A 16,076-nucleotide genomic window follows, 5' to 3' on the forward strand; every position below is an offset into this window, starting at 1 on the left:
ACGAAAGAAAGAAGGACAAGAACATGAAAGAATACAGCATAAAACTAAGACTTACGGCAACAGAGGCAGAACAGCTCGTAAAAGCTGCAGCACAGCACGATCAGAAGGTTTCCGAACTCCTGGAATCCTTCGTATACGACTTGGTTTCTTCCGATGAGCATCGTGGAGGAGATGAGGAGACGGAAGCAGCACAACAGTGGTATCAGCGATGCAATGAGGCGTTATACCTACATCATACGACCTCATTAACAGAAACGGAAGCACTGCAACAGGCGGAAACGGATGCACAGAAGCGCTGCATACAGGAAGCTTTTCAGCACGTTCCTCTTTACTTTGAAGCATGGATCAAAGCTACGATGGCAGAGGATGGCGTGATCATGGAAGATCAGGATCATGAGCGTGTACACTTTTTTATCAATACATATAATACTGTCGAATTTGACGGTGGATACGGAAACAGCTGTAATGATTTGGAGCGTGTCTGTACATATGAAAAGATCACATGGGATGAGGTAGAAGCTCGCCTGCGCAGCTACACGAAAGAGCATCAACAGGAATTACAGTATCACCTGCGAGAATGTTTCAAACAACTGCCAAAGCAAGACAACAGTATCGACTATGTGCAGATAAAGATGACGAGGGATATATATCGTCTGGAAGCGATGCTGCGTGAGATCCTTGGAAACTTCTGTTATGAGTGAGCCACTGTTCGAATTGGATGAAACAGGAGAAGGAGGTAGTGTGACATGAAGAAAGCAAAGACAGGAAGTGTCCCTGCATGGGTACTATCACATCTGAAAAGATACGGTAATTGTGCCATCGGAAGGAAGATCGCAAAAGAACTCGGAGATGAATTATTACCCCTCCTGCGAGAAGAGGGTTACGTTTGTGAGTTCCTCACGATCGATCATACTGGGGAAGGAAAAAGCGGAACGACCTACCTCGTCAGATGCCTATGCGGAAACAGAAGATAACAGCTGTACTTCATATGTTGCGCTACTTACATCAAGGCTGTGTCGGATATGCACAACATATTGAAATGCAGAAATGGATTCGACAAAAAGGATTGCATAACGTCTATCACTTCATGTGGGAAACCTTCCAAGATGCTTGGAAGAGGTGAAAGCGTCATGAATAGAAAGGAAAAACGGAAATGATGAAAAAAATCAGACGTATCATCATCGTATCGGCAATCATACTATCAGCCGCATTACCAGGATTGAAGAAACTGCAGCCGTTGGAACAGGAAGGCGTGAAGCTGACAAAATGTACGGATGGCGATACCGCCCATTTCATGATCGATGGGCAAGATACGACGGTGCGATTCCTAGCCATCGATACACCGGAGACGAAAAAGCCAAACACGCCGGTACAACCCTATGGCAAAGAAGCAAGCCAATATACATGTGATGCCCTTAGCAGCGCAAAAGAGATCCGTTTGGAATATGAAAAAGAAAAGACCGATAAGTACGGAAGGTGTCTGGCGTGGGTGTTCGTAGATGATGAATTACTGCAGGAAAAGCTCATACGAAAGGGATACGCCAAAGTAGCGTACCTATACGATGAGTATACGTATACCGGCAGATTGCAAAAAGCAGAGAAAGAAGCGAAAGAGCGAGAGCTGGGTCTATGGGATAAGGAATAAGGAGAATTTTATGAATGAAAAAGAGAACCCACACGTATAAGTTTACGATTTATTTTGATCGTAATGCAAATTGTGAATGTGAGACTGAAGAAATATCTTACGAGGAACTCACAAAGATGTTGAATATGCCAGTGAAACAGGCATTGAATAAGTTTGGATATATAAATTTAAGAATAGAAGTATTAGACCATGAGGAGATGAAATTATGTCACATACAAAACAATATGAGCTGATCATAGAGCGTGCAAAGGATTTGCAGATCATACAGATGGAGGAGGATCTTCTCAGTATCATGATGGATCTTGAAAGTGCAGATGAGACGTTCCACGTACGTTGGGATGACTTATTGGCCGCAGATGATTTTAACTTCGTACATGATGTTTGCGGCATCCGGAATCACATCGTCCGGGATGATTTTCCATCACATGGTTTTGGATACTTCGTACCACGTTTTGCGGGAGATAAGACATGATGATCCTGCGGTTAGAATTCGTACACGAAAGTGAAAGGACACAACTTCTAAAGAAGATCCGGGAGGATTATATCATCGTGGAAGAAAGTAAGGTGACCCCTTCCAAAAAGAAAAACAGCAAGAAGCTGCTGCAATTCATAGAAATAGAGAAACGGGTCTAGCGGTACCACGCACTGGTACAACGAAAACGAAAACAGAAACGTAAAGAGGAGAAACAGAAATGAATAAAATCATCGCTATAACGAATAGAAAAGGTGGCAGTGGAAAGACCACGACTGCTAAGAATCTAGCATATGACCTCACACTGAAAGGTAAGCGGGTACTGCTTATCGATCTAGACCCACAGTGCAATGCGACCGAAGGTCTTACACGCAGAAAATATAAGAGAACGGTCATCGGGATGCTGCAATGGATGCCGGTACGGAAGTGTATCTACAAAACAAGATTCAAAGATTTGGATATCCTGCCAGGGAATGATTATCTTGCAAGTACAGAGGTACAGGACAATATCTTGATAAAACAGGTATTACCGGTCCGAGAGGATTATGATCACATCATCATCGATACATCCCCCTATTTCAATAAGCTCACCGCAGAGATACTGAAGATCAGTGACTTAGTCATCATCCCTACTCTGCTGGAAGATGATTCCATGAAAGGAGTCATGACGACGATCCTGGAATTGATGGCATTGTTCGGGGATACGATCCGCTGTAAGGTCTTGGCGACGATGGTTGACGACAGCAGATTTGCCGAGAATCTATTAACAGCCTTGAAAAAGGATGTCGGAATCTTGTGTTTTGATACCTTTATCCGAGAGAATCACATAGCAGTAAGAAGAGCCAGAAAGCGTCAGGTACCGCTCTCCTATCGCTATCGGTATACATCGAAAGCCGCCCGAGACTATGAAAGACTTACGGCAGAATTACTGGAGGTGATATGATATGGCGAAGAAAAGTATCCTCGGGGAATTCATGCAAAGTTCTGCAGGAAAGAAGCTGGGCTTTGACAATCACATCAAGAACATCCATTATACTAAAATCAAGCGACCACAACGAAATCGCGAATTAAGAAGAATCGATGAATTGGCTGAAGATATCCGGGAGGACGGTCTGGAAAATAACCTTCTGGTACGAAAGATAGAAGATGACAGATACGAAGTAGAACTGATCGGAGGGGAACGCCGATATTCTGCGATCCTGCGGAATATCGAATATGGAGATAGGACCTATGAATATATCCCCTGTAAGGTCTTGACGATGAGTGATATAGACGCACGGAAACGTTTGATCTTGAACAATATGGAAAATGATCCGTTGACGAATGCCGAAAAACTGGAAGCTGTCGAGGAACTGAAAGAGATATACAAAGCAAAGAAGGAGGCCGGTGAAAACATCCCGGGGCGTATCCAGACGATCATCGCAAGTGAGATGGGGCTGAAGAAATCCCAGATAGCCAATTATGAAAAGATCCTGAATCATGCATCAGAGGAAGTCAGAGAGAGCATCCGGAAAGAAGAACTGCCTCTGGATGCAGCTGTGACACTGGTGGATCTGGATGAGGAGGAACAACGCCGATTTCTGAACGAACATGATACCTACAGTAAGAAAGCGGTGGAATCTTACAAAGAAGCAAAGCATGCGCAAGAGCAGCCGATCGAAAAGCAACTCTATTATGATGAATACGATGAGATCCAAGAAATCGATATAGAGGATGTAGATCAAAGGAAGGATACAGAGGTTGATGAAATCTTAGAAAGTGAAGCATGGGACAGCAGAACAGATACGCCCCCTATTGAAACAATCGAGGATATCATGACAGATATCGTCAATAGCATGGAGAAACTGGAGACGAAACTTCGTGGCGTCGAATTCCGTGACGAATATGCACAGTTTCAAAAGATCCAACGAGAGATCGATACATTGATGGAAAGATTAGGTCTGGTCTATGAAGAAGCGTAAGTTCTATGTCTTTGTACCAGTCACTAGTGCAAAGGAAAGAGGTCTTCGATGTATGAATCCTTATCATTGGAATCGTATGTATTTCATTCAGCGTATTGTCATATGCCCTTTGCAAGGTAAGTGATGAAGCTGATAGACGAGCAGGATATGACGAATAAAAAATGTACCAGTCACTGGTACATTCGAGCATTCCTACCATACATCTTATGAAAAAGATCCGATAAGATGGATATTCATATGAAAAGGTGTCATGAGCCATATCTCGGCATAAACATAAGAACCACATATGGAGCGGAGAAAATCATGCTAATGTTCCCGGAATACATCATCGTTCTCGGAAACAGATGAAATTGTGAAAATCAGTCAGTACTGTAAAAAGTTGAGATTCTTTTCCGCAATATCCCATCTTCTGGACGATCGTAGAAACATGAGAGTAAAATGTAATAAAGAAGTTCTTCTGTATGCATGGATCAGGCCTCTACGATCGGCTACAAGCTAGGATATGATCCTCTTATAATTATAACAGATAAGAAAGAAAAAGCCAGAATAATGCAAGGCAATCGTACCAATCACTGGCTGAAGTGAAAAGTTAAATTCCACTTTCAAAGTAGCTAAGTAGAAAAGACTCTTACACAACAATCTAGTTGAATTTACACTTACAATTGCATTTAGTCTTTCATATATCCTTTTTTATATCTATGATGAAGGTAACCGCTGGTTATTATCATACACATTACAAAGGGTGATGAATATGGCAACGAACAAAAACAAACATCTGACTCAGGACGATCGCAATGTCATCGCGATCGGCATCGTTAATGGTTCCTCTAAAAAAGCTATTGCTGATAATCTAGGCAAAGATAAATCTACGATAGGTAAGGAAATCCGTGCTCACCGTTATCTCTCTCATAAATCTACACTTTCTCTAGAATGCGAGAACTATGCTCACTGTAAGTTTAAGAGAAAGAATTGTACTGTCAACTGCCCTGATTATTCTAAGTTCCGCTGTAAACGCAGAGATCGTACTCCGGGAGCTTGTAATGGCTGTGAGAAACTGAAAAGCTGCCGCTTTGATAAATACCTCTATAAACCTACGATCGCCTATGAGGAATACCGTAGCGAACTCGTTGAGTCTCGAACCGGAATCAATCTGACCTCATCAGAAGCTGTAGAGCTAGGCAATACCATCAAGCCTCTTCTATTAAAAGGTCATTCACCTTATCAGATCATAGCTGCACATCCCGAACTTTGAATCAGTGAGAAGACACTCTACAACTATATTGAACAAGGTGTATTCGAATGTGTTGGCATTGCTAACATTGACCTTCGTATAAAAGTCAAAAGAAAAATGACCGCTAAGAAGAAGACGATCTATAAAAAACGACAAGACCGTAAATTCCTTGTTGGACGGCTTTACACAGATTACCAATCCTATGTTGAGTCTGAGGAAATCACTCACATTTTACAAATGGATACAGTCTACAATGACATTTCCAATGGACCGTTTATCCAGACTTTCAAATTCATCAAATATGGGCTCCTGTTTGCTGTATATCACGACACGAAGACTGCTGCAGATATGGTTGACGGACTAGCTGTTCTTGATTCCATCCTTGGAAAAAGCCTGTTTGAACAGGAAGCTCATATAACACTCACCGATCGCGGAGGTGAATTTACTGATGCTGAGCATATGGAAAAAAGAGACGATGGTACCAGAAGGACACGAGTCTTCTATTGCGACCCTATGCAGTCCGGGCAGAAAGGAAGCCTGGAAAATATGCATCGTGAATTACGTTATATATTACCTAACGAAGTAGACTTACGCAGTATCGGCCTGACCGATCAGACTTCCTTGAATGTAGCCATCTCACATATCAATTCCAGTGCCAAGGAACATTTGAATGGAAAATCCCCATTTGAGCTATGTGAGTTCATGTGTCCGGAATTAGCGCAGAAACTTTATGAATTTGGTCTACAGAAAATAGAAAAGGACGAAGTGATACTTCGTCCAAGCGTATTGACTCATAAGTAACAAACAGATGATATAAAGAATGATAAGAGCGGCGGCAAAGAACAGTTATTTATAGTGTAACTATAAAATGGAAGTGGAATTTAGTTATACATAGGCATAATGGAGCCTATTTTCAGTGCGCTTATCCATTTTATCTATCATTCGCACAATGACCACTTTCTTCACATTTTTACTTACTTCTACCTATTTGAAACCCTTTCTAACGCTATATTTATGCTCTGTATAGACTTCTGTAGAAGAAAGTTCCACATTTTTTATTCGCCTTTTGAAAGTGGAATTTAACTTTTCACTTCAGCGTACCAATCACTGGTACATGTCATGTGCAAGTGGAAATGATACATTTGATCAACAAATAGGAATTTAACATAAAAAGAGATATCGAAGGGTATATGTAATTGTTATCCCCTTACGATAGTGATATACTAAAAATAGATAGAAAAGTGGAGGGAATATATTATGAAGAAATTATTAAGTATCGCTGCAGTGTCAGCGCTCGTATTGACAGGTTGCAGTAAAGAGCTGAAGGTAAAGACGGTTGATAAACTGACTGTGGAGTATGGCGATACATTGGATAACAACAAACTCTTTGACGCAAAAAAATCTGATAAAAATATCAAAGTAGATAAAGTACAGGATTTCAATGCAAAGAAAGTTGGAAATCAGACCTTGAAGGTCACATTTACTGATGGGGACAAGACTATCCAGAAAGATGTGAAGATCATAGTTAAAGATACAAAGAGACCTGAAATTGTACTGAAGAAGGATAAAGTCACAATCACTGCAGGTGATAAACTTAATCTGAAAGACAATGTAAAATCAGTAAAGGATCCCGTAGATGGTGCTTTGAAATACAGTGATAAAGAAACTAAAAAATCAGGCTACTGCATTGATAAAGGAAAATTAAACACAAAGAAAGCCGGAACTTATGAAGTCATTGTAAAAGCATTTGATGCTAACGGAAACAAGACGGAGAAGAAATTCAAAGTCATCGTAAAGGAAAAAGAAAAGGCAAAAGCAACTACTGAAGGACAGAAATCTGAAGCAGCCCAGAATAACAATAATGCAGGACAACGATCAGAGACATCCTCTCCATCTACAGGTAATCAAAATGCAGGGACAAGTGGAGGACAAGGAAGCAGCACTGCGAATACTGGAAGCTCCTCCGGTTCCAATGGAGCACAGAGTTCCGCTCCTTCACAGGCAAAGCCGTCAACACCTACTCCAGCACCTTCTGAGCCATATATCGTAGATGATGGAAGGAAACAAGGATTACCGATTTCTATGCAGTCTCCATTGTTTGATGATCCAAGAGCTGCAGAAGCATGGGCTGATGAAATATTTGATCAATCTATGACTGACCAAAATCACCCTTATTATAATTGTAATGGTTGGAGTAGTACGTATGTGGAATTTAGTGATGGCTCAACAAAATATAGCATTTATTGGTATTAAAAAATGTAGAAGCGAAAGTATCGCTTCTTTTTTGTTAATAGAAAATCAAGACGGACAGAGGTTCGTCTTTTTTTTGTTGGAGGTGACCATATGAATTACTACAAGGTAAGATATGACTCGCAGCTGCTCGCAGCGTAAGGCGAATACAGGAAAAGGTTTCATATATGTCATTGTATGAGTATACCTATAAAAAAATAAGTGAAAATTTATGGAGGAAAACGAGATGCGGAAGAAATTAAAAAGTATCATCATGATATTCGCTTCGATCTTGCTATGTGGATCTAATATGTTATCCACGATAACGATCAAAGCCAATGTCACAAAGCTGGAAGATACCGGATACTGGCATAGCGGACAAGCACACAATCCTGACAATCCTGTACAGACCGCATGGTTCGATCATCAAAAGATTGAAAAGATCCATGTCGAACAAGGTGTCGGTGTATGCAGTGAGCCTTGGGAAGTAATCAATGGCTGGAATGGCTATGCTGTATCTAGATATGATAAAGAGCAAATATCTAAAATTTGGTATTATGCATATGTCAATACGAATCAATCGAAATGGAATTATGCAGTTGGTCAGCTGATGGTATGGGAATATCTAGGATATAAACCTACAGATCATAATGTCCCCAATTATGGAAAAAGAAAAGCTGAAGTCAATGCTGCCATCGCAAAGATGAAAGTAATGCCAAGCTTCAGCGGTCAAAAAATAACTTTAAATGTTGGGGAAAGTAAAACTTTAACTGACACAAACGGTGTTCTTTCCGATTTCAAAGGTAAAGAAAGTATTCCAAAAGGAATCAGTGTGAAGCGGAACGGCAATAAACTGACAGTAACAGCATCAACTACTGCAGCTGAGAATAGCACATATATTCTAAATAAAATACGCCCAGAAATGATTGGTCAATCTATCGTTCATCGAAAATCAGGCGGACAAGATATTATCAAGCCTATGATTTTAGATCCTGGAAGATTTAAATTGAATATTCGTGCAAACAAGTATGGTGCACTAAAGATCACGAAACAGGATGAAGATGGGAATATGGTTCCTAATACTTCCTTCAAGGTATCTAAAAATGCCGATATGTCTTCCCCGATCGGAACCTACCAAACAGGCTCTGATGGTACTGTTACAGTAAATGACCTTGCACCTGCGACTTACTATGTGCAGGAGAGCGCTGTTCCGAATCATCTGATTCTGGACAAGACGATCCATAAGGTAAGTGTATCTGCCAATAAGACGGCCTCTTTCATTGCTCGTAATAATTGGAAGAAAGGGCGTGTCCAGATCCGTAAGGTCGATACGGATTCCAAGAAACAAGTCGCAGGTGCGACGTATGCGATCTTCAACCAACAAGGTCAGGAGCTCCAGCGACTCGTTACGAAGGCATCCGGTTATTCTCTGTCCGGGTATCTGCGTGTTGGCGAGTATTATGTAAAAGAGGTCATTGCTCCGAAAGGATATACGCTCAATAAGACGAAATACCCTGTCACGATCTCCAATAATAACCAGACCATTACCGTGACAGGCACAGATAAGCGCCAGTCCGGCACATTGAAACTATCCAAGGCAGATAGTAAGACGAATAAAAAACCACAGGGAGACGCAACGCTGCAGGGTGCTGTCTATGAGTTGCGGGCGAAAGAGAATATCCTGGATCCTGCTGACAGATCCGTAAAATACAAAAAGGGCGCTTTGGTCGCAACGCTGACCACGGATAAGAATGGTAATGCCACGAAAACAGGTCTCTATCTGGGGAAATATACCCTGAAAGAGATGAAGGCCAGTCCGGGATATCGCCTGGATCCTAAGTCATATGATGTGACGATCAATCCTGCAGCACAAACGACCAGCGTCATCACAGTTTCAAAAAATGTCCTTGAGGATATCATCAAGCTGCGGATCCATAAGGTCCAGGAAGAACCGAAGCTGAATATCCCAAATACGATCTTCACCTTCACAAAACCGAATGGAACTACCTCAGAAGTAAAAACAGATAAGAACGGCTCCATCCAGTTCGTAGGTCTTCGTCCAGGCGTCTATAAATTGAAGGAAAAAGCTGTCATGGATGGCTATGATATCAATCCTACCGAAGTACGTTTTGAAGTGGTATCCGGTGGGGGCGTCAAGGTACTGACAGACCTGACGAATACAGGCATCACCTTCCAGAAGACAGATGCATTCGATGGCATCATAACCGTGCGTGATAAGGTATCTCCGTTTACGTTGAAGATCACGAAGCTCAACGACCACAAGCAGCTGCTGGACGGTGCGGAATTTACGCTATACAGCGATAAAGCCTGTACGAAGGTAGTCGCAAAGAGGACCTCATATAACGGTGTATTGAGCTTTGCCGGACTGAAGGATCGAACGAAGTATTACCTCAAAGAAACGAAAGCACCGGATGGATACCGTATCCCACTAGATCCGGATACGAAACAGCCGCATATCTATGAGATCGAGACCGTCTCTTCCCCGGTCAATGACCTGTTCGAGTTATGGGTAGACGGTAAGAAATATACACCGAAAGATACGGTCACGACAGGTGCTATCCGCATCGAGGGTACGAAGAAAGCAAGAGTCGTACATATGGAGATCGTGAATATGGTAGGTATCAAATTGCCGGAAACAGGCAGTGATCTCATGTTCCCGATGTTTATCATAGGTATGGGTTTGATGTTCTTAGGGAGAAAAAGCTTACGAGGAGGAGTTAGAGAATGAATAAAAAGAACGTAATGAAATATCTGGGGATCCCTGCTCTGGCGACAGGGATGCTGTTATCCGGTGCACTTCCGGCATTGACCATCACTAGTCTAGTGATCCATGCAGCTCAGGAGATCACGACGCCGGGTGGTATCGTGGACCTGAAACAAGGCGGTGCCGCCATCACCATCGAAGCGAATGAAGGACAATCGCTCATAGGAAAGAAGTTTCGTCTGTATCAGCTGTTCTCTGTAAAGAATGCAGCGCATCTGGAAAGTGTGAACTATACCTGGACACCTGCCTATCAGGATGTCCTGCAGAAGGTCATCGGGAAACGCCTGAACAAACCGGCAAAGGATGTAACGGAATATGAAGCAGTGGATTACATCCAGTCCTTGAATCACCACAAGGTAGAAGGCGCTGCGACAGAACAGAAGTTGGAAGGAAGATACAGCGAATTCCGCTATTTCATCGAAGAGATCACGACAGAGCTGCGTGCCCAGAAGAAACAAGGGACCGATATCCATGTCACGCAAACGATGGATAACGGCAATATCCGTTTCGACGGTCTGGATTTCGGATACTACATCACCGATGAGATATCTGATAATGCAGGGACGCACTCCGCAAGCTCTCTGTGTATGGTGAATACGGCTAATCCGAATGCTGCTGTAAAAATCAAATCCGACTATCCTTCGATCACGAAGAAGATCCTGGAGGATGACCACAAAGAAGAGATCGGTGCAGATGGATGGAACGATATCGCAGATTATGAGATCGGTCAGACCGTTCCGTATCGTTATGATACAGCTGTACCGGATATGAATGGATATCACAGCTATTACTTCGCTTTCCATGACAAGATGGATAAAGCACTGACCTTTGATCCGGATACCGTGAAGATCCGGATCATGGATGGAAAGAAGACCTATGATGTCGATCCCAGCGAATACAACATATTGGAAAATGTAGGAGGAACGACATTCAAGATAGAGATCGAAGACCTGAAGAAGATCGTAGACCGCGAGTTTCCGGAAGGCATGAACAAAGACAAGGAGAACATCTATGGACAGAAGATCGTCCTTCGCTATGATGCCAAGCTGAACGATGAGGCTGCCAAGGATACCGGAAGACCGGGCTTCGAGAACAGTGTGAAGCTGGAGTTCTCCAATGACCCGGATGTGGATGGTGTCGGAAAGACCGGAGAGACACCGTGGGATACGGTCGTGTGCTTCACCTATAAGCTGAACGTATCGAAGGTCAATGACCATGACGCACCGTTGAAGGACGCAAGATTCCGTCTGTACAGCGATGCGGACTGTACGAAGGAAGTATATCTGAAACGTACTCCTGACGGTTATAACGTGATCAACCGTGATTCTGTAGGCGGTAATGATTATGACGGTGGGACACAGCCGAAGGAAGCCGTCGAGATCGTCACACCTTTGGATGGCAATTTCACGATCTATGGTCTCGATCAGGGTGTGTATTACCTTTCGGAGGTAGATGCACCGGATGGATACCGGAAATTATTGGACCCGATCGTATTGACGGTAAGACCGACCTATACGAACGATAGAAACAGCTACGTAGCCGGCGAAGGCGCAACGGATAAGATCCTGCAGAAGCTGGAGGCAACTGCTCATTTTAAAGAATTCTATGATGGTGCATCTTCCGAAAAAGATAATAAGCTGGAGACAGATGCGACGCAAGGTTCCATGAATCTAACGGTAGTAAACAAAGTAGGAAGCAAGCTGCCGGTCACAGGATCACAGCTGACGATCGTCATGGTCGCTCTTGGGGCAGGGCTGATGATCGCCGGTTATGGTATCCACAGAAAGAGAAGCCATGTGGATGATGGGAAATGAAGAGTAGAAAAAGATCCGGAAGACGATGGTGGAGCATAGCGATCATCCTCGTCGGCTTTCTGATCTGCAGCTATCCGATAGTGAGTGGTCTGTATCAGCGAAGTGTACAGTCCGATTCCCTGAAGACATATTTCAAAGCGCTACGACGCAATGAAGATCAGGTGGAAGGTCTGTTGAAGGCGGCAGACACCTATAACGATATGTTGTTTCAAACTCAAGGGAACTATATCCAGGGTATCAGTGACAAGTATCTGACAGAGAAGGCTTATGAAAAACAGCTGCGATTGAAGGACAGCGATGTCATGGCACGCATCGAGATACCGAAGATCAGTGTCGATCTTCCTATCTATCACGGTGTGAGTGAGAGTGTCCTATCAAAAGGTGTGGGACATCTTCGATCCAGCAGTCTTCCTGTCGGTGGTGAGAGTACGCATGCGGCATTGAGCGGACATCGTGGTCTTCCATCATCAAAGCTATTTACCAGATTAGATGAATTGGAAAAAGGCGATCTCTTCTACATCGATGTACTCGGCAGGACGCTGGCCTATCGAATCTGCGATATCCAAACGACAGATCCACAGGATACCGATCTGTTGGAGATACAAGAAGGAAGAGACCTCGTGACGCTCATCACCTGTACGCCATACGGAATCAATACGAAAAGGCTGCTCATAACAGGAGAACGAGTGGCTTATGAGAAACAGGAAAAGGAATCGATCCAGGGATCGATGATGTCGATACGAGAACTTATCTTTATGGCAGCACCCTTTGTGATCGTCACACTCCTGTTGGGAAAAGAGATCTATCATCATAGAATAAGGAGGTCAAAAGAACATGAAGAAGCGAAATAAGATAGTCTGCATCATGACATTATCGTTGTTGTCATTATGCTGCATCCGGCCGATAAGCGCACAGGAAGCACTTCCCCAGCCTATGGATCTTTCTACACAGGAGAAAGGCAGTATCCATGTGGAACTGGAGGAAACACAAGACAAGTTATCCAGAGAAGGCGTCGGTCTTTCTCTGGCCTATGTCGCAACGATAAAGGAAGGGAGCTATCAGCTTACCGAGGACTATAGCTCTGCGAATGTGGAACTGAATGCCATCGAAACGGCAGAAGGACTGCAGGAAGCCGCAGATACGTTGCGGCCACTCGTGAAAGACGCGATACAGACGAAACAGACAAATGTGCAGGGTATCGTAGATTTCACAGATCTGGAGGTAGGTGTCTATCTGTTGTATGTGAGTGATCAGGCGGGCTATGAAACGATACAGCCGACACTAATCAGCGTACCGATGTGGGATGAGACCGTCAAACAGATGAACTACCATATCGAAGTATTCCCAAAACATGCGCCTTTACCAGCATTACATGTGCGGAAAGTCGATTATTATGATCATAAGAGCATTTTAAAAGAAGCTGAGTTTACTCTGTATTCTGATGCGGAGTGCACAGAAGTCATCAAAACAGAAAAGACAGATCCGAAGGATGGGGTCGCGTCATTCGATGGACTATTATATCAGACAGTATACATAAAGGAAACGAAGGCTCCTGCCGGTTATCAGCTATCGGATGAGGTCGTGAAGGTCACGATCGATGACGAATGGGTCAATGGTGACGATAATCTTCGTACGATCGTCTATGCGGACAGGCCGCTTGCGACATCCGGCGGTCCTGATACCGGCGATCACACGAGTGTAGCCGGATGGATCTTCCTGCTTGGAGTATCCACATGCACTGCCTTCTTCTTATTGCGTAGAAAGCATGAGGCACAGTGAAAAAAAGCCAGTATATGACATTCATCCTCTGTGTCCTCCTACTCTGCCTGGGATTTTGGTATCTCTTATTTCCGAAACCGGCAGATAAAGATGACCTGTCAATCACATTCAAGGATACGGAAAAGGTGAAACTGAACGAAAAGATCGAACCTGTCGATCTGATCCGTTCCACGACATCTGTGAAGATCCTATATCCGACAATCGACACCTCATCCCCGGGGGTAAAGAAGCTCTTATATATCGCTGTGGGAGAGGATGGAGAACAAAAAGAGTTCATGAAGGAGATCCGAGTGGTGGCGCCGACATCACCTGTCCTTGAACTCAAGAAGGATACGGTCGAGATCTATGTGAAGGAAGCATTCGATGCAAGAGGATATGTAAAGAAAGCCTATAGTGATTATGACGGTGATCTGGACGTGTCGATCCGTGGGAGCTTCGATGTGAAGAAAGCCGGTACGTATACGATCACGTATCAGGTCAAAGATTCCAGCGGCCATATTGCCACGAAGGAGCTGCGGCTCATCGTCAAAGATAAAGAAGAGGCGCCAAAGGAAAAGGAGCCACAGCATCCACAGAAGACAGAATGGCCATCAACTGCACAGCCGCCGAAAGAACAAGATACGATGACAGGCTCCGCTTTATCTCCGAAAGCAGAGAAGCCACAGGAACCAGCCCCATCGATTGGCGTACAGACATGGCTGTTTACCAATGGAGAGAGTTTCTCCTCCGCACTGGAGAAATGTAATGCTGCAGGAGCGGCAAGTGGAAGGAGGTATCAGTGTGATGTGTTACAGGATGATGCCGGTATCTATACAGGTTATCGGCTCGACCTACGATGATGTACCAGTGACTGGTACATCTGCCAATAGAAAAGATGTAGGGATGATAGAAAGGAGTGAGGAGGATGCTATTCAAACGGCTACATAAACACCTGGATCAAGACATAGAAGAGCACACGGAAGGAAGTGAGGGTCCACAGGTAGAACATACAGAGGAGGAACTGGAAGCACATCTACAGAAGCTGATGAAGCGACAACGGCGTATCGTACGATTGAAGAAAGCAGCTCTGTATCTGATCGTAGGTATCGGTCTGCTGGGAGGCTTCCGTTCCCTTGCTCAGGAACGGCCGGACATAACGCCTGCAGTAGCGGTGAACGACTATAGCTTCCTGGAGGATTATATAAAAAACTATTATAAATATCCGCAGGATGAAGAAAGTCAGCAGTTCTTACAGGAATTCACGACCGGAGGAAGCTGGAACGTATCCTATGATCAAAAGATCAAGAGTGCCGAGGTAGAAACCGTAGATGTATATCAGGTGGAGCCATCTGATACAGAGGAAGGCCGGCTCACATCCTATGCCAGAGTATCTCTCGATCTGAAAGACGACGAAGGCAAGAGTAAACGACAAACAGCATATATCTCGATACGTTCTATTCAAAAAGATGGTCACTATATCGTGGATCGTCCGATCTCGATGATATCAACTGCGCCAGCTGCTATGAATGAGGATATGAAAAAAGGACTGGAGACAGAAAAAGAAGATATCAAGGGAGCGGACTGTACGGAACAGGAGAAGCAGGAGATCACGAATACGATCCAGTTGTTCTTTACGACCTATGCCGCTGATCTGGAACAGGCACGGCTCCTGATGCAGGATCCGGAAACGCTGAAACCATTGGATCCGGATACGAAACCGGTATTCGTAAGTCTACAGTCCGCCATACAGAATGAGGATGAGATACAGGCAGATGTGATCGTCCGCTATGAAACGAAGGAACTATTCCAACAGGAACGTAGCGTGCGTTTCCTGTTCGATAGAAAAACGAACAAGATCATTTCAAAGGAGGAGTATTAGGTATGGATTTTACAAAATTAGATGGTTTCAAGGTCTTTTATTATTTGGTATTGCTTCTCATATTCGTAGCACTCATGGTGTTCTTGTTGAAAAGTGCAAAAGAATCTCTGCGCCGCACGGGTGGGAAATGGCAGTCTGTCATCGATGAAGCGTTCATCGGATTCCTCGTATTGGTCGCTTTCACGATCATCGCTCAGATAGAGCCATCTTCTATCATCTCGTTCCTGACGAAGCCGCTCACATGGATATGGGACCTCGTCCTGAAAGCATTGCGGTTCGTAGGTATCAAGATCTAGAGGGCC

Annotated in this window: 16 protein-coding genes and 1 pseudogene; all 17 read left to right on the forward strand. The window is 43.8% G+C overall.

Annotation, left to right across the window (positions count from 1 at the left end; genetic code table 11):
• The first annotated feature begins 23 nt into the window (after positions 1–23).
• The 17 genes and pseudogenes from G4D54_07275 to G4D54_07355 all read left to right on the forward strand — a co-directional run bounded on the left by G4D54_07275 (position 24) and on the right by G4D54_07355 (position 16,070).
• Positions 24–701 carry a hypothetical protein gene (locus G4D54_07275; protein QJA02239.1) on the forward strand — a complete coding sequence of 226 codons (678 nt, stop codon included), beginning with the start codon at positions 24–26 and terminating at the stop codon, positions 699–701.
• 45 nt (positions 702–746) lie between these two features.
• Positions 747–974 (forward strand): hypothetical protein, encoded by a 228-nt coding sequence (locus G4D54_07280; GenBank protein ID QJA02240.1) that lies wholly within the window; start codon positions 747–749, stop codon positions 972–974.
• Between the two features lie 179 nt (positions 975–1,153).
• A complete protein-coding gene (locus G4D54_07285; GenBank protein ID QJA02241.1) occupies positions 1,154–1,645 on the forward strand; it encodes a thermonuclease family protein in 492 nt (163 codons plus the stop codon).
• 14 nt (positions 1,646–1,659) lie between these two features.
• Positions 1,660–1,878, forward strand: a complete 219-nt coding sequence (locus tag G4D54_07290; GenBank protein QJA02242.1) for a hypothetical protein — start codon at positions 1,660–1,662, stop codon at positions 1,876–1,878.
• Positions 1,851–2,117 carry a hypothetical protein gene (locus G4D54_07295; protein ID QJA02243.1) on the forward strand — a complete coding sequence of 89 codons (267 nt, stop codon included), beginning with the start codon at positions 1,851–1,853 and terminating at the stop codon, positions 2,115–2,117. Before G4D54_07290 ends, G4D54_07295 begins: the two co-directional genes overlap by 28 nt.
• Positions 2,114–2,278, forward strand: coding sequence for a hypothetical protein (locus G4D54_07300; protein QJA02244.1), 165 nt, complete (start codon positions 2,114–2,116; stop codon positions 2,276–2,278). Before G4D54_07295 ends, G4D54_07300 begins: the two co-directional genes overlap by 4 nt.
• Positions 2,279–2,337: 59 nt before the next feature.
• Entirely contained in the window at positions 2,338–3,060 is a 723-nt protein-coding gene (locus G4D54_07305; protein QJA02245.1) for an AAA family ATPase, read from the forward strand.
• Position 3,061: 1 nt separating this feature from the next.
• Positions 3,062–4,078 (forward strand): ParB N-terminal domain-containing protein, encoded by a 1,017-nt coding sequence (locus tag G4D54_07310; GenBank protein QJA02246.1) that lies wholly within the window; start codon positions 3,062–3,064, stop codon positions 4,076–4,078.
• A gap of 751 nt (positions 4,079–4,829) precedes the next feature.
• Positions 4,830–6,110, forward strand: a pseudogene (locus G4D54_07315) (IS30 family transposase).
• A 456-nt stretch (positions 6,111–6,566) separates the two neighbouring features.
• Complete coding sequence (locus tag G4D54_07320) at positions 6,567–7,562, forward strand: flagellar biosynthesis protein FlgM (GenBank protein QJA02247.1); 996 nt, start codon at positions 6,567–6,569, stop codon at positions 7,560–7,562.
• A 223-nt stretch (positions 7,563–7,785) separates the two neighbouring features.
• Entirely contained in the window at positions 7,786–10,287 is a 2,502-nt protein-coding gene (locus G4D54_07325; GenBank protein QJA02248.1) for a hypothetical protein, read from the forward strand.
• Positions 10,284–12,137, forward strand: a complete 1,854-nt coding sequence (locus G4D54_07330) for an isopeptide-forming domain-containing fimbrial protein (protein QJA02249.1) — start codon at positions 10,284–10,286, stop codon at positions 12,135–12,137. The genes G4D54_07325 and G4D54_07330 overlap by 4 nt, the downstream gene beginning before the upstream one ends.
• The gene (locus G4D54_07335) at positions 12,134–12,988 is read left to right on the forward strand and encodes a class C sortase (protein ID QJA02250.1); all 855 of its coding nucleotides are present in this window, start codon (positions 12,134–12,136) and stop codon (positions 12,986–12,988) included. The genes G4D54_07330 and G4D54_07335 overlap by 4 nt, the downstream gene beginning before the upstream one ends.
• Positions 12,972–13,916 (forward strand): hypothetical protein, encoded by a 945-nt coding sequence (locus G4D54_07340; protein QJA02251.1) that lies wholly within the window; start codon positions 12,972–12,974, stop codon positions 13,914–13,916. Before G4D54_07335 ends, G4D54_07340 begins: the two co-directional genes overlap by 17 nt.
• Complete coding sequence (locus G4D54_07345) at positions 13,913–14,755, forward strand: DUF5011 domain-containing protein (GenBank protein ID QJA02252.1); 843 nt, start codon at positions 13,913–13,915, stop codon at positions 14,753–14,755. The genes G4D54_07340 and G4D54_07345 overlap by 4 nt, the downstream gene beginning before the upstream one ends.
• Positions 14,756–14,820: 65 nt before the next feature.
• The gene (locus G4D54_07350; GenBank protein QJA02253.1) at positions 14,821–15,774 is read left to right on the forward strand and encodes a conjugal transfer protein; all 954 of its coding nucleotides are present in this window, start codon (positions 14,821–14,823) and stop codon (positions 15,772–15,774) included.
• A 2-nt stretch (positions 15,775–15,776) separates the two neighbouring features.
• Positions 15,777–16,070: a hypothetical protein gene (locus G4D54_07355; protein QJA02254.1), complete on the forward strand. Its 294-nt coding sequence runs from the start codon at positions 15,777–15,779 to the stop codon at positions 16,068–16,070.
• Positions 16,071–16,076: the final 6 nt, after the last annotated feature.

It is taken from the genome of [Clostridium] innocuum, assembly GCA_012317185.1.
Lineage (GTDB): Bacteria > Bacillota_I > Bacilli_A > Erysipelotrichales > Erysipelotrichaceae > Clostridium_AQ > Clostridium_AQ innocuum.